Source organism: Geobacillus sp. JS12, from assembly GCF_001592395.1.
In the GTDB taxonomy this organism is placed as follows: domain Bacteria; phylum Bacillota; class Bacilli; order Bacillales; family Anoxybacillaceae; genus Geobacillus; species Geobacillus zalihae.
In genome coordinates, this window is record NZ_CP014749.1 from 1,518,515 (window position 1) to 1,538,548 (window position 20,034).

Annotated in this window: 14 protein-coding genes and 6 pseudogenes; 4 read left to right on the forward strand and 16 right to left on the reverse strand. The window is 52.4% G+C overall.

Annotated elements, in window-relative coordinates; genetic code table 11:
• Positions 1-52: 52 nt before the first annotated feature.
• The 7 genes and pseudogenes from A0V43_RS07345 to A0V43_RS07370 all read right to left on the reverse strand — a co-directional run bounded on the left by A0V43_RS07345 (position 53) and on the right by A0V43_RS07370 (position 6,211).
• A pseudogene (locus tag A0V43_RS07345) lies at positions 53-1,503 on the reverse strand (PTS mannitol transporter subunit IICB).
• A gap of 136 nt (positions 1,504-1,639) precedes the next feature.
• Positions 1,640-1,810: a DUF3368 domain-containing protein gene (locus A0V43_RS18835; RefSeq protein WP_081601531.1), complete on the reverse strand. Its 171-nt coding sequence runs from the start codon at positions 1,808-1,810 to the stop codon at positions 1,640-1,642.
• Positions 1,811-1,976: 166 nt separating this feature from the next.
• Positions 1,977-2,366: a PIN domain-containing protein gene (locus tag A0V43_RS07350; RefSeq protein ID WP_236930986.1), complete on the reverse strand. Its 390-nt coding sequence runs from the start codon at positions 2,364-2,366 to the stop codon at positions 1,977-1,979.
• Positions 2,359-2,655, reverse strand: a complete 297-nt coding sequence (locus A0V43_RS07355; protein ID WP_236930987.1) for a UPF0175 family protein — start codon at positions 2,653-2,655, stop codon at positions 2,359-2,361. Before A0V43_RS07355 ends, A0V43_RS07350 begins: the two co-directional genes overlap by 8 nt.
• A gap of 120 nt (positions 2,656-2,775) precedes the next feature.
• Positions 2,776-4,239, reverse strand: coding sequence for a CoA-acylating methylmalonate-semialdehyde dehydrogenase (locus A0V43_RS07360; protein WP_063192760.1), 1,464 nt, complete (start codon positions 4,237-4,239; stop codon positions 2,776-2,778).
• A 201-nt stretch (positions 4,240-4,440) separates the two neighbouring features.
• Positions 4,441-5,628, reverse strand: a complete 1,188-nt coding sequence (locus A0V43_RS07365; protein ID WP_063192761.1) for an iron-containing alcohol dehydrogenase — start codon at positions 5,626-5,628, stop codon at positions 4,441-4,443.
• Positions 5,629-5,869: 241 nt separating this feature from the next.
• A complete protein-coding gene (locus A0V43_RS07370; protein ID WP_063192762.1) occupies positions 5,870-6,211 on the reverse strand; it encodes a group II intron maturase-specific domain-containing protein in 342 nt (113 codons plus the stop codon).
• Positions 6,212-6,574: 363 nt separating this feature from the next.
• On the opposite strand from A0V43_RS07370, the gene A0V43_RS20400 reads away from it, so the two are divergent.
• Positions 6,575-6,994, forward strand: a complete 420-nt coding sequence (locus A0V43_RS20400) for a DUF6431 domain-containing protein (protein ID WP_236931027.1) — start codon at positions 6,575-6,577, stop codon at positions 6,992-6,994.
• Positions 6,995-7,135: 141 nt separating this feature from the next.
• Positions 7,136-7,548 (forward strand): annotated as a pseudogene (locus A0V43_RS07380) (helix-turn-helix domain-containing protein); the annotation flags it as partial.
• A gap of 151 nt (positions 7,549-7,699) precedes the next feature.
• On the opposite strand, the pseudogene A0V43_RS07385 reads toward A0V43_RS07380, so the two are convergent.
• A pseudogene (locus A0V43_RS07385) lies at positions 7,700-9,218 on the reverse strand (ISLre2 family transposase).
• A 34-nt stretch (positions 9,219-9,252) separates the two neighbouring features.
• On the opposite strand from A0V43_RS07385, the pseudogene A0V43_RS07390 reads away from it, so the two are divergent.
• Both A0V43_RS07390 and A0V43_RS07395 read left to right on the forward strand, forming a co-directional pair.
• A pseudogene (locus tag A0V43_RS07390) lies at positions 9,253-10,098 on the forward strand (DDE-type integrase/transposase/recombinase); the annotation flags it as partial.
• The gene (locus A0V43_RS07395; protein ID WP_063192763.1) at positions 10,091-10,891 is read left to right on the forward strand and encodes an ExeA family protein; all 801 of its coding nucleotides are present in this window, start codon (positions 10,091-10,093) and stop codon (positions 10,889-10,891) included. The pseudogene A0V43_RS07390 and the gene A0V43_RS07395, both read left to right, overlap by 8 nt.
• Positions 10,892-11,100: 209 nt before the next feature.
• On the opposite strand, the pseudogene ltrA reads toward A0V43_RS07395, so the two are convergent.
• The 8 genes and pseudogenes from ltrA to A0V43_RS07435 form a co-directional block, all read right to left on the reverse strand.
• Positions 11,101-11,958, reverse strand: a pseudogene (ltrA, locus tag A0V43_RS07400) (group II intron reverse transcriptase/maturase); the annotation flags it as partial.
• A gap of 588 nt (positions 11,959-12,546) precedes the next feature.
• On the reverse strand, positions 12,547-14,256 hold the full coding sequence (locus A0V43_RS07405) for a sigma 54-interacting transcriptional regulator (protein ID WP_063192764.1): 1,710 nt from the start codon (positions 14,254-14,256) through the stop codon (positions 12,547-12,549).
• Positions 14,257-14,498: 242 nt separating this feature from the next.
• A complete protein-coding gene (locus A0V43_RS07410) occupies positions 14,499-15,503 on the reverse strand; it encodes a C-terminal binding protein (protein WP_063192765.1) in 1,005 nt (334 codons plus the stop codon).
• A gap of 214 nt (positions 15,504-15,717) precedes the next feature.
• Positions 15,718-16,866 (reverse strand): galactonate dehydratase, encoded by a 1,149-nt coding sequence (gene dgoD / locus A0V43_RS07415; RefSeq protein WP_063192766.1) that lies wholly within the window; start codon positions 16,864-16,866, stop codon positions 15,718-15,720.
• A 2-nt stretch (positions 16,867-16,868) separates the two neighbouring features.
• Entirely contained in the window at positions 16,869-17,525 is a 657-nt protein-coding gene (locus tag A0V43_RS07420; protein WP_011231442.1) for a bifunctional 4-hydroxy-2-oxoglutarate aldolase/2-dehydro-3-deoxy-phosphogluconate aldolase, read from the reverse strand.
• Positions 17,526-17,541: 16 nt separating this feature from the next.
• Positions 17,542-18,500 (reverse strand): annotated as a pseudogene (locus A0V43_RS07425) (sugar kinase).
• A 47-nt stretch (positions 18,501-18,547) separates the two neighbouring features.
• A complete protein-coding gene (locus A0V43_RS07430; RefSeq protein ID WP_063192767.1) occupies positions 18,548-19,714 on the reverse strand; it encodes a UxaA family hydrolase in 1,167 nt (388 codons plus the stop codon).
• Positions 19,686-20,006 carry a UxaA family hydrolase gene (locus tag A0V43_RS07435; protein ID WP_063192768.1) on the reverse strand — a complete coding sequence of 107 codons (321 nt, stop codon included), beginning with the start codon at positions 20,004-20,006 and terminating at the stop codon, positions 19,686-19,688. Before A0V43_RS07435 ends, A0V43_RS07430 begins: the two co-directional genes overlap by 29 nt.
• Between the last annotated feature and the right edge of the window lie 28 nt (positions 20,007-20,034).

Below are 20,034 nucleotides of genomic sequence, written 5' to 3' on the forward strand. Positions count from 1 at the left end.
CCGTAAAACAAAACGCAGGGGGAACGCCATTTCCCCTGCGTTTCATGCCGACTTACGCGTTCTTTTTCAATTGTTCAATCAACTCATCGTACTTCGGGCTGTTTAAGAAGTTTTCGACCGATACGTGGTAGGCGTTCGGCAATTTTGCCTTCGCCCGGTCGGTTAAATTTTGATGGGTGACGACGATGTCGGCGTCGGCCGGAAGCTGGTTGATCGCTGTATTCGTCACTTCGATATCGAGCCCGGCTTTTTGCACTTTGTTGCGCAAAATCGATGCTCCCATCGCGCTCGAGCCCATTCCGGCGTCACACGCAAAGACAATTTTTTTCACCCGCACAGGGACGGCCTGTTCCGCCACCGCCGCTGCCACTTCCTCTTGTTGCTGCAACGCGGCCGCCACTTGGCTTTGTTTCCCTTTTAACTGTTGCATTTTTTCTGCCGCCTTGGCCAAGTCTTCTTCCTCTTCGTTTTGTTTCGCCGATTTCAAGAACACCGACGCGACGAGGAACGATACCGCTGCGGCGACGAACACGCCGGCTAGCACGCCAAAGTAATTCCCTTTTGGCGTCATCGCCAGCAAGGCGAAAATGCTTCCCGGCGACGGCACGGCCACAAGCCCGGCGTTGAGGATGGTAAACGTGAACACCCCGCTCACGCCGCCTGCCATGGCTGCCAAAATCAAAATCGGGCGCATGAGAATGTACGGGAAGTAAATTTCATGAATCCCGCCAAGGAAGTGGATGATGACCGCCCCCGGCGCCGATTGTTTCGCCATCCCCTTGCCAAACAGCCAATACGCGAGCAAAATCCCCAACCCTGGACCAGGGTTCGTTTCCAATAAGAACAAAATCGATTTCCCGGTTTTTGCTGCTTGCTCGACGCCAAGCGGACTTAAAATCCCATGGTTGATTGCGTTGTTCAAGAACAGCACTTTCCCTGGCTCGATGAACAAGTTCGCCAGCGGCAACAAATGCCAATCAATGATTTTTTCCACTCCGGCCGCTAATGTTTTGCTGATGAGCGAGATGACCGGGCCGACTCCTTTAAAGGCAAGGAGCGTCAACACGCCGCCGACGATCCCGGCCGAAAAGTTGTTGACAAGCATCTCGAATCCTTGCTTGACTTTCCCTTGGAACAATCCATCCACTTTTTTGATCACATAACCGCCAAGCGGCCCCATGATCATCGCGCCTAAAAACATCGGGATGTCCGAACCGACGATGACCCCCATCGTCGCCGTCGCCCCAACGACGCCGCCGCGGACGTCGTAAATCATTTTGCCGCCCGTATAGCCAATCAACAGCGGCAGCAAATACGTAATCATCGGCCCGACGAGCTTCGCAAACGTCTCGTTCGGCAGCCAGCCGGTCGGGATAAATAGGGCGGTAATCAGCCCCAGGCGATAAACGCGCCGATGTTCGGCATAATCATGCCGCTCAAATAACTGCCAAACCGCTGAATCTTCACACGGAATCCTGTTTCATTTCCGGTTGTATGCGTCATAACGTCGCTCCTCCTTTTGCTTGACTGTATCTTTATCTTAAAACGCTTACAACCGGCCCTTCAATGATAAGTAAACGCGATTTTGTCAAGGGGGTTGTTGACAGGGGTTAAAAAAGAAACCCCCGCGCGGGCGGGGTTACGGCGTTTCTTCTGCCAACGACAACGCCTCTCGATAGAGACGTTGGGAGAGATAAAATCCATTGTCAAGCAGAGTGTCTAACAGCGGCTTGACTTCCGCTATTTTCCTGTTTTTCTTCCCTAGAATCAAAACTCCAATTGTACCGATAGGCCGTGAACTACCCACCACCTACGCTTCGCTTAGAGATGGGGGCTTCAAGCGACTTGTGTGTGTTCGCCGAACGGTAAGCCACACACAAGAACCCTTTACGCTTCCCTTCGTTCCGAAGGTGTCCGTTCTAGCCATATTCTATCCTATTCGTTGGCTGACGCCAACCGACATTCATCTCCCACTTTCACTTCGTTTCAAAGTGGGAGACTTCTTTCGGAAAGATGTTAAAAAGAATTTGTTTCGACAATGGTCTATCAGCATGCTCATCCATCACAACGGCTTGAGCACCAAGTTCTTTCGCTCCAATAATAACTTCTAACTCCCCGGCATGGAATTTTCCATACAAACTTTCAACAAGGCCGCGATTTTTTACATGGTATAGTCGAAACACCCCCTCGTTGACCAATCGTTTGAGCTCTTCTTTTCCATAATGGCGTGGGGCATGGTGATGAACAATTTCTTGATAGACAGCTTCCGGAACATATACTTCATCAAATAGGTCAGACAAAAGAGTCAATTGACCAACGATCGACAGACCTATAATCGGTGTAGAGTTGACCGTAACCCTACTCATTGCGATCCCTATTTTCATTGCTCAATTGTTGCACCGTGTCCCAATCATCTTTGATGTGTTCCTCCGTATATTCCATCCAAGGAATCGCCTTCGAACGCAATACATCGATAAATTCCCCTAAGGATTTTCCTGCCAATTCAGCCGCTTTCGCTAGCGTCACCTGTTTTCCAACAAACAGCCCAATCGCCAATGAAAGCTTTATTTTCGCCTCAACGGTGCTGCCTTCCAATTCATTAATGGCGGGCAAAAACTCTTTCGGCAAGTTCACCTGAAAGTAGTCCATAGCCATGAAACTCACACCCTTTTTTATTTTATTCTATCACACTTCGCGCCTTTTGAATGCCGTCACGACTCAGTGTGAGGTGATAAAAAAGCAGCCCGAATCCAAGCGGGCTGCTTCATTGTTTTCCTATTCATATCTCGCCGTCACCATTTTCTTTCTCGTATAAAACTCGACGCCGTCGCGGCCGTTGGCGTGGAGGTCACCATAGAACGAGTTTTTGTAGCCTGAGAATGGGAAAAACGCCATCGGCGCTGGGACGGCGACGTTGATACCGAGCATGCCAGCGTCGATTTCTTCACGGAACTGGCGGATCGCTTTGGCGCTGTCCGTGTAGATGCAGGCGCCGTTGGCGAATTCCGACCGGTTGGCGATCTCAATCGCTTCGTCCAAATCGCGGGCGCGGACGACCGACAGAACCGGGGCAAAAATTTCGTCCGTCCAAATCGTCATGCCCGGTTTGACATGGTCGAAAATCGTCGGGCCGATGAAATACCCTTTTCCGCTCGTCGCCGAGTCGCGGCGGCCGTCGCGGACAAGGAGCGCCCCTTCTTTTTCGCCGATTTCGATGTATTTGATCGTCCGTTCTTTGTGCGACTCGCGGATGACCGGGCCTAAAAAGACGCCTTGGTCGAGCCCGTTGCCGATTTGGATGCGATCGGCGGCTTCTTTGAGCCGTTTCACTAACTCATCAGCGATATCGCCGACAGCAACGACGACCGAACACGCCATGCACCGCTCACCCGCCGAACCAAAGGCGGCGTTGATGATGTTCGTCACCGCCATATCAAGGTCGGCATCCGGCATGACGATCGAATGGTTTTTCGCACCGGCGAGCGCCTGTACGCGCTTGCCGTGGGCGGCGGCCGTTTTGTACACATATTCGGCGACCGGCTGTGAGCCGACGAACGAGACGGCTTTAATATCTTTGTGCTCTAAAATGCCGTTCACGACTTCATGCGCCCCATGAACGATATTGAGCACTCCCGGCGGCAGGCCGGCTTCGGTGAACAGTTCCGCTAATCGGTTGGCGAGCATCGGCGTCCGCTCAGACGGCTTCAACACAAACGTGTTGCCGCAAGCGATGGCAAGCGGGAACATCCAGCACGGCACCATCATCGGGAAGTTAAACGGCGTAATGCCGGCAACGACGCCGAGCGGGTAACGGTACATGCCCGATTCGATGCCGGTCGCGATATCCGGCAGCTGTTGGCCCATCATAAGCGTCGGAATTCCCGCCGCAAATTCGACGCATTCGATGCCGCGCTGCACTTCGCCGTAGGCGTCTTCGTACACTTTGCCGTTTTCCAATGTCACAAGGCGGGCAAGCTCCTCCCAATGCTCGACAAGGAGCTGCTGGTAGCGGAACAAAATGCGGGCGCGGCGCGGAACGGGCACTTTGCGCCATTCGCGGAACGCTTCTTTCGCAGCCGCCACCGCCGCATCAAGCTCCTCGCGCGAAGAGAGCGGCACTTTCGCCAGCACTTCTCCTGTCGCCGGGTTCGGCACGATTTCTTCTTTTCCGGATGTTGACGCGACCCATTGGCCGCCGATAAAATTTTTCAATGTTTTCGTTTCGGTCACGGAACTCATGGATGAAACCACCTTTCTAGTCGATCTTTCAAAAGATTGGTTCATGAACGCACACAAGGGCTATGGATGATCGACGAGCGCTTCCTTTCGCGGAAACGGCCGGCGGGCTGAACGCTTCCAAAAAGCGGCGTTCTTTGCTGTCCGTTTGCTGCTGGTCGCTGTCATGCGTCCTGCAATCACCATCCCAGCCGTCGGACTCATTTACGAACTTACGGTTTTGGTGTCGTACTGATAGTCATAGCAATAATGGTACAAGGCGACGATTTCCTCATGGGTCGGCACTTTCGGATTGTTGCTTGGACTGCCGCTCGCGAGCGCATCGGCCGCCATTTTATCAACCGCTTTGTCAAACGCCGCTTTGTCGATGCCCCACGTTTTCATATTCGGAATGCGCAAATCGCGGCAAAGCTGCTTCACTTCTTCAACAAGCGCCTCAGCCGCTTCCGTATCGGAAACGTCTTTGAGCGGCGGCTTGATGATGCGGGCGATCACCGCCAATCGTTCGATGGCGCTGTCTTTTGTAAACTCGAGCACCCCCGGCAGCAACATCGCGTTCGAGACGCCGTGGGGCACATGGAAGAGCGCGCCGATCGGCCGCGACATGCCGTGCACAAGCGTCACCGAGGCGTTGGAAAACGCCATGCCGGCTTTCATGGCGGCGATCGCCATTTTTTCCCGCGCTTCGATGTCTTCCCCGTTTTCGTACGCCCGGCGCAAATGGCCGACGATCGCTTCGATGGCAGAGAGCGCCAGCGCATCGGTCACGGGATGGGCGCGCCGGGAAATGTACGCCTCGATCGCATGGCAGAGCGCATCAACCCCAGTCGCCGCTGTAACGGACGGCGGGCACGAAACCGTGAGCAACGGGTCGACGATCGCCACGGCTGGAAGCAGCTCCGGTTGGGAAATCATCATTTTGACGTCCGTCTTCGTATTGATAATGACCGTTACTTTCGTCACTTCCGAACCCGTTCCAGCCGTTGTCGGAATGGCGATGAGCGGCAGCGGTTTTTCGGCAAACCGCTTTTGATTGCCGATATAGTCGCTGATCTCCCCTTCATTTGTCATCATGACGGCGACCGCCTTGGCGGCGTCGATGCTGCTGCCGCCGCCAAGAGCGATAATGACATCGCACTGCTCGCTCCGGCAGACGTCAAGCGCTTCCTTCACATGGACATCCGTCGGCTCGCTGTCGACTCCTGTATACTTCACAAACGGCAGCCCCGCTTCTTGCAAATATTGCTCACAGCGGGCAACCACCCCGATGTTCTCCATCACCGGGTCGCTGACGATGAGCGCTTTCGTTCCGAGCGCTTTTGCCTGTGGGCCGACTTCGGCGAACGTATTGCGCCCATACACAACCCGGCTGGGCACCAACAATTCGTACATCGCGTCCCCTCCTGATTTTGATAACGGTTTCACCTCTTTTAGAAAGCAAGTTTCGTGCCAACATACAAAGCGCACCGCAACAAGGAAGCCGATTCAAAACAAAAGCGCCATCACCGACACAAACAAGACATCTATCAAACAATAACCAGACACTAATCCGACATCACAATCGAGTAGGAGGGGGCGGCTAACCCCCGTCCCCTCACACCACCTAGCATGCGGGTCCGCACTAGGCGGTTCGTCAACCTTGACGGAGTTCGAAATATCGTTGCGTCAAACTCTTGAGCCCCTGAGTGGTCCAGTAGGTCTTGCCCAGGGCCTGGTGGAGTTGCGGCGTTTTCGTTGTTCTCCAAGCTCCTTTTCGGGTATTGGCGATCTCCATCACCGCTGTTTCCTTCAACCCCAGCGCCCTTAACTCACGGATTCTGGTTCTGACCCGTTTCCATTGAAGCCATTGACAGAGTCGAAGCCTCCTCCGAATCCATCCTTCGATGGTCTGAAGGACAGACGGGGTTTCGACGAGCCGAAAATACCCGATCCATCCCATGACGTATTGATTGACGCGATGAATTCGTTCTGGCATCGATATGCTCCAGTTTGGGTTGGTCAGCTGTCGGATCCGCTGTTTCAGACGTTGAATCGACCTTGGGTGTAAATTATCATTTTATTTCAGCATAAAACGCCCATTTTTTTGCACATTCTTTCAGAAAGCCCTCTCCCCTTTTCTGAAGGAATGTGCTAAATTTTTTGTGAATTGTTTCGGACGAAGATTTCCATTCGTTTCAAGGAGGGGGGGGAGGAAGTGTGATCCAGTTTCACGACTTTGGCATTGACATTCAAACGTATACGGATCGTGGGAAAGGGAACGATTTTCCTGACGTGAACCAATGCCCCACTGTCCATCCCGCCGCCCTTGCATCGTCACGGATACTACCAACGCTATGCGTTGACGGCAGAGGGGGAGTATCACCTTTGGATCGCACGATATCGCTGTCAAGAGTGTCGCAAAACCGTGAGTGTGCTGCCTTCTTTCCTCCTCCCGTATGTTCAATATACACGATCGGTTATTTGGCAAGCAGTCAAAACGTGGCTGGAAACGCCAAGGCGAGGAGCGAAGACCAAACAGGTTGGTTTTCCCACCAAGGAGGTCATCTTGTTTTATGTCCGACGATTTTTACGGAATCTCTCTCGCTTGCATCACGCGGCGGCGAGAAGGTGGGGGATCATCGGCCCTGTGGGGAACGCAAGAACAGAACGGGCGGTTTGGTGGATGCAGACCTTGGAGGGACGGGGGGTGGGCTCGATCATCCAAGACCTATGGACAAACGAGAGGTGGCATCCGTTTGCGGATCAAATTTCTTCCTGATTTTCCACTTAACACCAAAAACGGATATGATTGATGTTCCCACAAACCCTTCCTCTCGACGAATCTCGAGCCGTTTCGTAAGATAGGAGGCAGAGGGACCGGAACGGTCCAACATCACAGGGAGACAGGGAGGAGATCCGGATGGATGAATCGATGAGACACGACATCGCGCTGTTTCGGTACGGGCTGATCGCTCCGTTGGTGAATGGCCAGGTGGAGCCCAAAGCGTATTTGAATGAGGTGGGCGGGCGAGTGCATTCGATTCCTCATCAAGGGGACAAGCCCATTGCGGCGAAGACGATTCTGGATTGGTGCGCCCGATACAAAAAAGGGGGCTTCGACGCCTTGAAGCCGAAGCGCCGTTCGGACCGCGGCCGCTCCAGACGTCTGTCCCCGATGATGAGGATCATATTCTAGCATTGAGGAAGGAACATCCCACCATGCCCGTGACCCTATTCTACGAACAACTCACCAAGCAGGGGGACATTCCCACCACCCTCTCATACTTTACTATATACCGATTGTTGAAAAAACACAACCTGGTGGGAAAAGAAGAGTCAGTCAAGACTTTGTGGAGAACATTTTTTCGATTCACTACGGGCGTTGTCAATCACTAGTTAGCGAACCATTTTCAGGAATTCATATCGTAAGCGCTTTCGGACTCTCATCCCTCATCTTGAGACGATGATACGATATTCCATTTTTTTACACCCAACCACCATCCCGGAGCGCCGACAACGCTTGATGGATCGGCGTCCCGGATGACTGTTGCAGACACGGTATATTCTGACGCACCACATCCGCCCACAACTGTCCGGCCTTCCGTTTGGCCTGTTCGATCCGCTTGGACTTTGTTGAGGCCGAGACGGTCGACTGGGGCTCTTGCTCCTCCCACCGTCCCTTTCTCCACCCGATCCCGTCGATTCGGGCTGCCATCGCCCTCAGAAACGCCCGAAGCCCTTGGTCTTTCCAGCTGCGGCGGGATTTCACCCGATGCGCAAACCGGCTCATCACACTCTCCGCATGGCCCATCGGACGCATGCCGGTCGTCTCCACCCCTTGCTCCGACAGCCACCCCGATAGTCCCGGATGCATCCCGGCATCGACTCGATCCGGCGGATCATGGCAGCCAGCTGCTTCTCTTTCGCTTCGTCCTCCAACGTGCCGACCGCGCTGTTCAGCTCTACGAGAAGCCCTTCTTCATCTTGTTTCGCCAGCTTCTTCCGCACCTCCCGCCAACGCGGATGGCCGGACAGACACTGACGCAGCTCCCGCGCCACATGAAATCGATCCAGCTGAAAGCACGCCCGCTTCCCAAAATACTCCCGGCAGGCCGTGATCCACGACGCCGCGTCGCCGTTGATGACCAACAGGTCTTGGCACGGATCATAGGCATATTCCTTCATCAGCCACTCCTCAAACTGTTCCCACACGTCCCCGTCCCTTCATGGAGGTAGTGGCGCCGGTTCACCAGCTCAAGCTGCGACCCGTTTCGTCTCCATCCCTCGTGAACCGCCAGGATTTTCTCTTCTTTCGCCCGTTTCCCTTTCCCCTGGCGGGAAATAAACAGTCCATCGGCCTCCACAAACAGCACCCGGCCGTGCCGTTTGGAAACAGGGTGATGCAGCGAGACAGGGGCCTCCAGCACCAGTTGGCGAATCGCCTCGTGGCTGAGGACCGCATACCCCACGATCGACTCCAGCGTGCGAGCCGCTTTGCGGTAGGAAGAGCACTCGACGGCCAACTCGACCGCCGTTTCCTCGAGGCAAGGGCTGATCGACTGCGCTCCATCAAAGCCCAGTTCGGCATCCAGCAAGAACGTATACGCCCCCGTTTGTCGATCATAGTAGTAGTTCCGTCGGAACGTCACTTCCCCAAACAGCGTTTGGATCGTAGTCGGCCGTTTGTCTTTCAGCTGATACCGGCGCTTGTCCCGCGCTTCCGCCAGTTGTTGATCGATCTCCTCCAAAAGGGCCGCCAACAAGACAGCGAACACCTTTTGAAGAGTTCTCAACAATTGTTCCTCCAACTCTTTTAATAAAGGCCATTCTGTGGTAAGATGTTTCATGGACTCTCTCCCTCCTGTTTTCGGTTGATGTTGACAATCACCATCATAGCAGGGAGAGAGTCCTTTTTGCATGACATTTGCTTGTTCTACCGCGCTTCGCTTGGTGGCCCCGACGAGCGTCGCGAACAAAAGTTCGCAACCCTCGTCGGGGATCATTTCGGAATGTCACCCACAAATATTTTACTCACACGGAAAAGAAATCTTGCCGATGCCGGAGCGAAAGCGTTTTGCGTATGACCAGATCAATGAGCTATGGCAAGGGGACTTATCCCATGGACCCACGATTCGCGTCCATGGGAAAGCCCAGAAAACGTTTTTGATCGCGTATATCGATGACTGCTCGCGGTTGGTGCCGTACGCGCAGTTTTTCCCCTCGGAGAAATTTGACGGGCTGCGGATCGTCACAAAGGAAGCGGTGCTTCGTTGCGGGAAGCCGAAACGCATTTACTCGGACAACGGGAAAATTTATCGATCCGAGGTGCTGCAGTATGCGTGCGCCGAGATGGGGATTACGCTCATCCACACTCAGCCGTATGACCCGCAAAGCAAAGGGAAAATCGAACGGTTCTTCCGCACCGTACAGACGCGGTTTTATCCGCTGTTAGAGCTGAATCCGCCGAAGTCGCTTGACGAGTTGAACGAGCGTTTTTGGAAGTGGCTTGAAGAAGAGTATCATCGAAAACCGCACGCCTCACTGGACGGAAAAACGCCGCATGAGGTGTTTCAGTCCCAAGTGGAACGAGTGGTGTGGATCGAAGACATCGATTGGCTGGACGCGATTTTTCTGAAACGGGAGCACCGCAAGGTGAAAGCCGATGGCACGATCACCCTGAATAAACAGCTATACGAAGTGCCGCCTCGGTTCATTGGGCAATCGATTGAGCTCCGCTATGACGAACGAGGCGTCTATGTGTATGAAGATGGCAAACGGGTGGCGGAAGCCATTCGGGTGCGTTTGGAGGACAATGCCTATGTGAAGCGCCACCGGTCGCCGTTTGCGGCGGTTTCGGCGAAGGAGGGCGAACAGGATGTATAAAACGTTTTATTCCCTCTCGCGGGAGCCGTTTGCGAAAGAAACCGACCCATCCGAGGCGTATCAAGGGGCGGCGTTTCAAGAAGCGCTGCGGGCGCTGGAGTACGTGAAACGAACCCGGGGAATCGGGCTGTTGATCGGAGAGCCGGGGGCGGGCAAGACGTTCGCCCTTCGGGCGTGGAAGGAATCGTTGTCCCCTTCGTTGTATCATGTGGTCTACTTCCCGTTATCGACCGGAGGCGTGATGGATTTTTACCGTGGGCTGGCCCTTGGGTTGGGGGAAGAACCGAAATACCGCAAGGTGGACCTCTTCCGCCAAATCCAGCAGGCGATCGAGCGATTGCATCATGAACGACGGATCACGCCGGTGTTCATTTTGGACGAGATGCATTTGGCCAAAGATGCCTTTTTACAAGACATCGCCATCTTGTTCAACTTTGAGATGGATTCGACCAACCCATTTGTCTTGATGTTGGCCGGGCTGCCCCATTTACAGGGAAAGCTGCGGCTCAATCAGCACCGCCCTCTCGACCAGCGGATCATCATGCGATGCCGGATGGGGCCGCTGGAGAAGGAAGAGGTGGCGGGCTACATCGAGCATCGGATGAAACAGGCCGGGGCGAAGCATCCGATCTTCACTCCATCGGCGTTAGAGGCGATTGCCCTGCAATCACGTGGTTGGCCCCGTGTCATCAACACGTTGGCCACGACGTGCCTGTTATACGGGCATCAGCTGAAAAAGGACGCCATTGACGAAGAAGTGGTGCGCATGGCCGCAGAGGAAATGGGGTATTAACATGAAAGGGGCCTAATCGGCCTCTTTTGTGCTTCCTCTTTTTCATCGGTCCATCAGGTGAGCTGGAAATCTTTATCTGAAAGAGCGTGCAAACGTTCCGAAAGAATGTGCAAAATCCGGAACAATCCGCAAAAATTTTGCACATTATTTCGGAATCCATCTGAAATAATTTGAAAAAGGGATTCTGAAATAATGTGCTAATTTACACTTGGGGCGAGCCGGATTCGCGCTTTTCGTTCCGGTGTGAAGCTAAACCCCAGAAAGGCCCGTTTCCACGGGCGGTCCACCGCACTTTTCTCCTCGTTTACTTTGAGTTTGAGCGTTTTCTCCAAGAACCGTTGGATGCTTTGTTTCACCCGTTGTCCTGCCCGCAGACTTTTCACATAGATGTTGCAGTCATCTGCATAACGGCAGAATTTCAATCCTCGCTTCTCCAATTCCTTGTCTAAATCGTCGAGAAGGATGTTCGCCAGCAGGGGGCTGAGGGGGCCGCCTTGCGGCGTCCCCTCCTCGGTCTGCACCTTCACCCCTTCGATCATAACGCCGGCTTGCAGGTAGGCACGGATCAGTTTCAGCACACGTTTATCCTTGACTTTTCGGGCTACCCGGCTCATCAGGATGTCATGATTGACACGGTCAAAGAACTTTTCTAGATCTATGTCAACCACGTACCGATACCCTTCCTGGATGTAGCCTTGCGCTTGCCGCACGGCATCGTGGGCGTTGCGGCCGGGACGGAATCCGAAGCTGGAAGGGGAGAAGTCTGGATCGAAAATGGGTGTGAGTTCTTGAAGAATGGCTTGTTGGATCAGCCGGTCCACCACGGTGGGAATGCCTAGCTGCCGTGTGCCGCCGCCCGGTTTCGGGATTTCGACCCTGCGGACAGGCGCCGGCCGGTAAGTTCCCGCCAAGAGTTGGGCGCGGATTGTGCTCCAGTGAGCGCGGATGTAGTCACGGAGTTGATCGGTTGATACTCCGTCGATTCCCGGTGCTCCTTGGTTCGCTTCGACCCGTTTGAGCGCCGTGATGAGGTTGTCTCTCGCTAAGATGCGTTCCAACAAAGCCATCGTGATCTTCTCCTTCCGCGGGATGAGATTCAGGTCTTGCCGGGTTGCGCTCAGCCCTCGACCTGAGGCCCTCTGGGCTTCACCCTTGCTTCCTCAGATGAGTTCCGAAAGGAATTCTGCTTCGACACGCAACATCTCGAAAGAGTCTGATTCATCCCTGAGTTGACGTTCGGCCCTTCCTGTTTCAGGCGTCCCTTACTCCAGTACTATGGCCTCTGCTGACTCCTGTACGTTCAGCAGAGCCTTTCGACTCTGGTTGCCATCGTCAGAAGGCGTTCCGTACAGGCCTCCCCGGATAAGGATGGACACTTTCCACTCATGTACCTGCCCAATCTACCTCCACAGCCCTTGGCGGCTTAGGACTTCGTCTTGTTGTGCAGACTCGTCCGACTGTGACGGCCTCCCATTGGGTTCGTGTACCTCAGGTCGAGTGTTTGCTTCCAGCTTCCTTCAGATTCCACCTCGCGGTGGACACCCTTGCTTTCAGCTAACGGTAGGCGCTCGCCAGCCCCCGTTCGGGACTTTCACCCTATAGCGTCGCACCCATGCCGGGCGTACACAAAAACAACGGCTGTTCCGCCGTTGTGTCTATAATCCGTATTTTTTCAGTTTTTCATATAACGTCGAGCGGTGAATGCCGAGCCTCCTTGCCGCTTCCGCCTTATTGCCGCCCGCCGCCACCAGCGCCGCAGCGATGCGCTCACGTTCTGATTGATAGACCATTTCTTTCCACCGATCAGCCATCTTCACACCACCGTTTGGCAAAGACGAGGCTGCCGGTTGAACGGTCGACAAGTAAGACGGTAAGTGTTCGCGTTCGATCACATCTCCTTCGACCATGCTGATCAGCCATTCGACGACGTTGACCAGTTCGCGGACGTTCCCCGGCCATGAATAGTGGACAAGCACTTCCATGGCCTCTTTGGTAAACGACTTCAACGCGACGCCAAACTGTCGGCATATCCGTTCCATATGGTAAGCCAACAGCGCCGGAATATCCGTTTTCCGCTCGCGCAACGGCGGAAGATGAATGCGAATGATATTCAACCGATAAAACAAATCTTCGCGAAAGGTTCCATTCCGCACCATCTCCTCAAGCGGCTTGTTCGTCGCGGCAATAATGCGCACGTCCACCTTGGTTTCGTATAGTCCGCCGACTTTTTCCACTTTCTTTTCTTCCAAGACGCGCAAAATTTTCGCCTGCATGGCAAGCGGCATATCGCCGATTTCATCCAAAAACAGCGTCCCTCCATGGGCGAGTTGAAACTTGCCGGGCTTGCCCCCTTTTTTCGCACCGGTGAACGCCCCATCTTCATAGCCGAACAGTTCCGCTTCCAACAACGACTCAGGGATGGCGGCGCAATTCACGCTGACAAACGGTCCGTCCGCATGTGGCCCCGCTTCATGGATCGCCCGTGCCACCACCTCTTTCCCCGTTCCGCTTTCACCGGTAATGAGCACCGTCGACGGCACGCGCGCCGCCCGACGAATCATCTGCTTCACAGCGGCGATCGCCGGGTTGCGGCCAATGATCCGCTCGATTCCTTTCGGGGCGGAGTCGGCCGTCTCCTGTGGTTTCGCTTCTTTCTTCTCCTTCCGGCTTGCCTCACGCGACAGCTCCTGCAGGCGCCGGAAAATTTCATATACTTCCGATACCCCTTGGAAAATAAGCATCCCGATCGCCCCGATCACCTTGCCGTCCCGCCAAATCGGGATGCGGTGCACCACCATCGGCTGGCCGTAAATTTTTTGAATATATCCTCTTTCTGGAATGCCCGATTGAGCACAAATGTGCAGACGGGTGTTTTCGATCACTTCCGTCACATGTTTTCCGATCGCTTCTTCCCGGCGAATGCCGAGAAACTGGCAATACGCCCGGTTGATTTCACGAACCACGCCGTCTTCATCGACGACAACCACCCCTTCGTACGCCGCATCCAGCACCGTTTTCATCGTCTCAGCCAGACGGTGCGCTTCCTCCAACTCACGCCGCAGTCGCCCGAGCTCATTCGTTGCTTTGGAATCGCTTTCGGACATTAGCATTGCAACGCAGACGCCTTCCTGTTTCGTTTCCCACTTGTCGGAAAATGCCGTCAATACTTCCCCTATCGGCATGGAACGATCGAGCCCATCCGCCGCCGCCCGCAGCATCATCCGCCACGTGCACCGCCCCACCGTCCGGCCATGCTCATCGATCACGTTCACCGACTCAAGCCCACGAGCCGCCATCAGTTGCATGACTTCTTGCAACGTTTGGCAGCGACTGACCATCGGCGAGGTGTCGCCATTGCTCGTCATCGTCATCCCCCCTTTTCGCCATCTTTTCCTTTTCGTATCGTTCGTCGTTGGCATGGAAAAATCCTTCTGTTTGCTTTTGCTTGAAAATCATCCATGGGAGCATACGTATATTCCAAGTACAGTGCGTGTTGACGCCCACAAAAATAAAGGCAGGCCTTCGCCTACCTTGATTGTACCGTATTATCAACCTCTTTATTATCATATACACCAAATGGTCTCAAACGCGGACTCCCCAAGACTGTTTATACATAAAGCCCTTTCTCTTTCAAACGCATCTTTTCCTTGACGTTATGGTTGACAAGATAGGTCGGATAATATCCCGACAATACATCGGCAACGTTTTGAGCGGTTTTCCGTTTTAATTCTTTTTCCGATTCCTCAGAATACCAGGCTACATGAGGAGTAATGACCACGTTTTCCATTTTCAGGAGAGGGTTGTCCGGTTGGATTGGCTCACATTCCGTCACATCGAGCCCAGCGCCGCTGATTTTTCCCTCTTGTAAAGCGCGAATTAAAGCGGATTCATCAATGACCGGGCCACGAGCCGTGTTGACGATGATCAATTCCTTTTTCGCCAAGTTAAATTGTTCGTCGCTGATCATTCCTTTTGTTTCTTTAGTCAACGGGGCATGAACGGAAATGTAGTCCGATTGTCGGAACACATCGTTCAGTCCAAGCAGTTGAACATTGAGCTCGTCAGCCACTTTAGCGGGGACGTACGGGTCATAGGCAATAACGCGCAGTCCAAAAGCTTGGGCCTTTTTCGCCAACGCTTGCGGAATTCTTCCCAATCCCACAAGACCGAGCGTTCTCCCCCGCAGCCGGTAAATCGGCTTGCCGACATTAAAATTCCATGTACCACTCTTTACTTCGTGATTCAATTTGACGATTTTGCGAGCTAGCGAAAGCAACAGCGCCAGCACGTGATCCGAGACCTCATCGATCGAATAGTCCGTTACATTGGCTACAATAATACCCTTTTCGGTGGCAGCGTCTACATCAACTGTATTGACACCGACGCCATATCGGGAAATGATTTTGCACTTTTCCAGTTGTGCGATTACCTCTGCAGATATTGGAGCATACTGGTTGATAATGGCGTCGGCGTCCCTGCACGCGGAAATGACTTCCTCCTCTGTACGACACTGGGTGGCGACAAACTCCACATTGAGAGATGAAAGCACTTCTTGTTCAGGTGCCAACGTTTGAAATTCGTAGTCTGTCACCACAACTTTAAATCTATCCATATCGTTCTTCCTCCATTTCGTGAAAAATTCGGATTTATCGCTGAAAGACGTGCTTGGTTTTTAGACAATCATGATTGCAATGTTGCTCCAAACAAGATGGAACAAAAAGGAGAAAATCCATTTTGATTTTCTCTATCATCGAGTCTTTGAGTCTGTTTTTGTTAAGCATATTTTGTGGGTGAAAAGCCGAAATCCCAAAAAACTGCTTTTATATCTACCATTCAGCAACGGAACCGTCAGCATGACGCCAAACGGGATTTTTCCAATTATGTCTAACCTTTGCCATTTCTCTCACATACTCTTCGTTAATCTGTATTCCTAAACCGGGGCCTTGTGGAATTTTGACATACCCGTTTCGATACTCAAACACAGAGGGATCCACTAAATAGTCAAGAAGATCATTCCCTTGATTATAATGAATGCCAAGGCTTTGTTCTTGGATAAAAGCGTTGTACGACACAGCATCCACTTGTAAAGAGGCTGCCAGTGCAATCGGCCCCAACGGACAATGGGGAGCTAAAGCAACATCGTATGCCTCAGCCATTGCAGCAATTTTTCTTACCTCGGTAATACCGCCGGCATGAGAAAGATCAGGCTGAATGATATCGACGTACCCGTCAGATAAAACCGTTTTGAAGTCCCAGCGTGAAAACATTCGTTCGCCGGTTGCGATCGGAATATTGGAATGTCTAGCAATTTCTTTTAACGCTTCATTATGTTCGGGTAATACTGGTTCCTCAATAAACATTGGGTGATATGGTTCAAGCTCTTTCGCTAAAATTTTCGCCATCGGCTTGTGAACACGCCCATGGAAATCGACTCCAATTCCAAATTCGTCACCTGTCACTTGACGTACCGCGGCCACCCTTTCGACCGCTTCCTCAATCTTTTTAAACGAATCAATATATTGAAGCTCCTCTGTTGCATTCATTTTTACTGCCGTAAACCCCGTTTCTTTCGCTTTTTTAGCCGCTTCGGCAACGTCGCTTGGACGATCGCCGCCAATCCAACTGTAAACCCGAATAGAATCGCGAACCGGGCCGCCAAGCAATTGATGAACCGGGGCGTTGAAGTATTTCCCTTTAATATCCCAAAGCGCCTGATCAATTCCCGAGATGGCGCTCATTAAAATGGGGCCTCCACGGTAAAATCCCCCCCTGTAAAGAACGGTCCAATGCTCCTCAATTGCCAGTGGATCTTTGCCGATCAAGTAGTCGCTGAGCTCCTCCACCGCTGCTCGTACGGTACCGGCTCTTCCTTCGACAATCGGCTCCCCCCACCCCGAGATTCCTTCATCCGTGCTGATTTTTAAAAACAGCCACCGCGGCGGGACAAGAAACGTCTCGAACTTCGTTATTTTCATGTTCATTCTCCCTCTCTTGATAAAGCGTTTCTGACCGTTTCAACAAATTTTTGCGCTGTTTCCCTAATTACATCAAATCTCTCTTCTTCAATAGCCCGTTTATCTAATAAAGCGCTTCCTACCCCTACAGCAACCACACCGTTGCGGATAAACTCCGCCGCATTATCCAACGTTACACCACCTGTCGGCATCAGTGGAATATGTCCCAGCGGACCGCTTAGCTCCTTAAAATATTTCGGGCCTAAAGAACCGGCTGGAAATACTTTCAACAGGTCAGCTCCCATTTGATACGCCTTAACGATTTCCGTCGGGGTCATCACGCCAGGAATAGAGATTTTCCCGTATCGATTGGTTAAAGAGACCATTTCTTGATCGAAAATAGGCGAAAAAATGAAGTCTGAACCAGCTTCTATCGCCCGTTTGGCTGTCTCCGCATCGAGGACAGTCCCTGCGCCAACGATCGCCTTATCTCCGAACGTTTCCTTCAGTGCAGCGATCATCTCAAAACTGCCAGGGCTATCCACCGTCACTTCGAGCACCTCGACTCCCCCGTCGATAAGAGCCTCAGCAATCTGAAAAATTTGCGACCGTTTCGGTTTTCGAATTACCGCGACCAATTTAGATTGCTTCAGCCGGTTTAAATGCTCAAGTTTATCCATACTTGTCTCTCCCCCTTTATCGTTTTACATCTCGTTGGTACGCGGCACCTTGCAAAAATTCATCGAGTTCTTCTCTAGTTGGCAACCCTTCAACATCTCCATTCGTCCCCACCACGATCGCACCGACTGCATTCCCTCGCCTAACCGCCTCAGAGATTGGCACGTTCTGCAAAAGTCCACTAATAACCCCAGCAGCGAAGCCGTCTCCCGCTCCCACCGGATCCACGATCTGCGTCACAGCAAATCCTCTGACATATCCTTCTTCGCAGCCAAACTGATAATACGCCCCACGCTCTCCCAGCTTAATGATGACCAGTTTTTCCTCTCCAAAAAAACGGGCAATATCCTCGGGGTATTTCGACCGGACAGCAACTCTCCTTCATCAAGACCCGGCAAGATAATATCTGCCTCTGCCGCGATTTCCATAAGCACCTGTCTTGCCTTTTCAATCGTCCATAGCTTCAGTCGAATGTTCGGGTCAAACACAATTTTGACACGATGCCGTTTCGCTATTTCTATAGCTTTGAACACCGTCTCTCGGCACGACGTGCTGAGGGCGGGGGTAATTCCCGTAATATGAAGAAACTTTGCATTGGCGATATACTCTTCATCCAAGTCGTCAGGAGACAGCAAACTAGCTGCCGAGTTCCTGCGATAATAATAGACTTTTATATTCGAAGGCGAACGTTTCTCTTTAAAGAAAATCCCTGTTGGAGCTTCATCCGTATAAATGCATCGGGATGTATCAACTCCCTCGCCCCTCACAAATTTATGGATATACCTTCCAAACGGGTCATTTCCTAACTTGCTAAACCAGCCGACGGAATGGCCGAGTCTTTGTAACCCGATGGCGACGTTCGATTCAGCTCCCCCAATTTGTTTCGAAAAATGACTGCTGTACTCAAGCGGAGTCATGGCTTCGGATGTAAATAAGACCATCGTTTCTCCAAATGTGACGACGTCGAGCGTTTTCATGATGAGCCCTCCAAGCGTTTGCTTTCATCATCGACCGAAACATCGGTTTAAAATGTCGGTCCAATTCTCCAAATACCAAAGTCGTGCTGTTTTAAGATCTCAGATTTGGTCAGCTTTCCCGAGGCAGTAAGGAGCAATTCATCGAAAATTCTCCTCCCTACGGATTCAAGCGACTCTTTTCCTTCGATAATTGTGCCAGCATTGACATCCATATTTTCCCTCATCCGCTCAAACATTGGGGTATTCGTAGCGATTTTGATTACCGGTGCAATCGGCGATCCGGTTGGCGTGCCGCGCCCACTCGTAAACAATACGATCTGCGCCCCGCCAGCAACCATTCCTGTCAGCTGCTCAATATCATGCCCCGGAGTGTCCATCCAAACGAGCCCTTTTTTTGTCGGACGCTCAGCATAATTGATCAGCTCTTGCAAAGGTCTCGTTCCAGCTTTGGCTGCTGCTCCAAGCGATTTTTCTTCGAGAGTGGTGAGTCCCCCCTTTCGGTTTCCAGGGCTTGGATTCCCAGTGCGGATGTCCACTCCCATCATAATGGCCCGTTTCTCCATGGCTTCAATGACTTCATAGACCCTTTTCGCCACTCGATCATTAACGGCACGGCTGGCTAAAAGGTGTTCGGCTCCAATCAGTTCAGTCGTTTCCGCTAAAACGACCGTTCCCCCTCTATCGACAATCATGTCGCTGACATACCCAACCGCCGGGTTAGCGGAAAGACCGGAGCATGCATCGGATCCACCGCACTCCGTTCCAACAATCAATTCGCTGACATCAAACGGCTCGCGCATGACTGTCGAAGCATCTTGCACCATTTTCGTGGCGATTCTCGCCGCTTCGGCAATCGCCCCGAGTGTTCCACCATGATCTTGAATAGATACAAGCTCAACCGGCTTGCCGCTTTTTGCAATTTCTTGAGCCACGCTTCTTCCTTGATGGGTTTCACAGCCAAGCCCCATCACCACGACGCCATATACGTTCGGATTTGTTCCCATGCCGACATACGTACGGAACGTCTGTTCATAATCCACTCCTACTTGGGCGCATCCGTGCTGATGAATGAAAGTGACCGTGCCATGGACCAGCTCCGTCACTTGTCTTGCCGCCTGAGTAGCACACACAATGGTCGGTAAAATGAGCACATGGTTTCGAACTCCCACCCGTCCATCAGGACGTCTATACCCCCAAAATTGAGCGTTTTCCATGCTTTCGATCTCCCCTTCCCCTTTTTCCTTCCACGTTATGGACGTGAACGTGCTCTCCTTCGGCAATATCATTCGAAGCAACCCCGATTACTTCCCCATACTTTAAAACATCTTCTCCTTGTTTGATTGGCACAATGGCAAACTTGTGCCCAAACTCAATAGGTTGCTTTATGGTGATGTCCTGTTCCCGGTTTTGATAGGTAATTTTTACGACGCTTCCAGCTGGAATAAAATCCAAGGCAGTGGCGACGTTGTCTTTTGGGTTTAAGATTACGAAACGATAGGGCGACATTGTATCCCTCCCTCTAGAAATGTTGATC

Excerpts from the sequence above, each read along its gene's own strand:
- A0V43_RS07360 (WP_063192760.1), bottom strand. The coding sequence starts at position 4,239 with ATGAGTTCCGTGACCGAAACGAAAACATTGAAAAATTTTATCGGCGGC.
- A0V43_RS07435 (WP_063192768.1), bottom strand. The coding sequence starts at position 20,006 with ATGTCGCCCTATCGTTTCGTAATCTTAAACCCAAAAGACAACGTCGCC.
- A0V43_RS07410 (WP_063192765.1), bottom strand. The coding sequence starts at position 15,503 with ATGGATAGATTTAAAGTTGTGGTGACAGACTACGAATTTCAAACGTTG.
- A0V43_RS07405 (WP_063192764.1), bottom strand. The coding sequence starts at position 14,256 with ATGACGAGCAATGGCGACACCTCGCCGATGGTCAGTCGCTGCCAAACG.
- A0V43_RS07350 (WP_236930986.1), bottom strand. The coding sequence starts at position 2,366 with ATGAGTAGGGTTACGGTCAACTCTACACCGATTATAGGTCTGTCGATC.
- A0V43_RS07395 (WP_063192763.1), top strand. The coding sequence starts at position 10,091 with ATGTATAAAACGTTTTATTCCCTCTCGCGGGAGCCGTTTGCGAAAGAA.
- A0V43_RS07365 (WP_063192761.1), bottom strand. The coding sequence starts at position 5,628 with ATGTACGAATTGTTGGTGCCCAGCCGGGTTGTGTATGGGCGCAATACG.
- A0V43_RS07420 (WP_011231442.1), bottom strand. The coding sequence starts at position 17,525 with ATGGATAAACTTGAGCATTTAAACCGGCTGAAGCAATCTAAATTGGTC.
- A0V43_RS07430 (WP_063192767.1), bottom strand. The coding sequence starts at position 19,714 with ATGGAAAACGCTCAATTTTGGGGGTATAGACGTCCTGATGGACGGGTG.
- A0V43_RS07370 (WP_063192762.1), bottom strand. The coding sequence starts at position 6,211 with ATGCCAGAACGAATTCATCGCGTCAATCAATACGTCATGGGATGGATC.
- A0V43_RS07355 (WP_236930987.1), bottom strand. The coding sequence starts at position 2,655 with ATGGCTATGGACTACTTTCAGGTGAACTTGCCGAAAGAGTTTTTGCCC.
- dgoD (WP_063192766.1), bottom strand. The coding sequence starts at position 16,866 with ATGAAAATAACGAAGTTCGAGACGTTTCTTGTCCCGCCGCGGTGGCTG.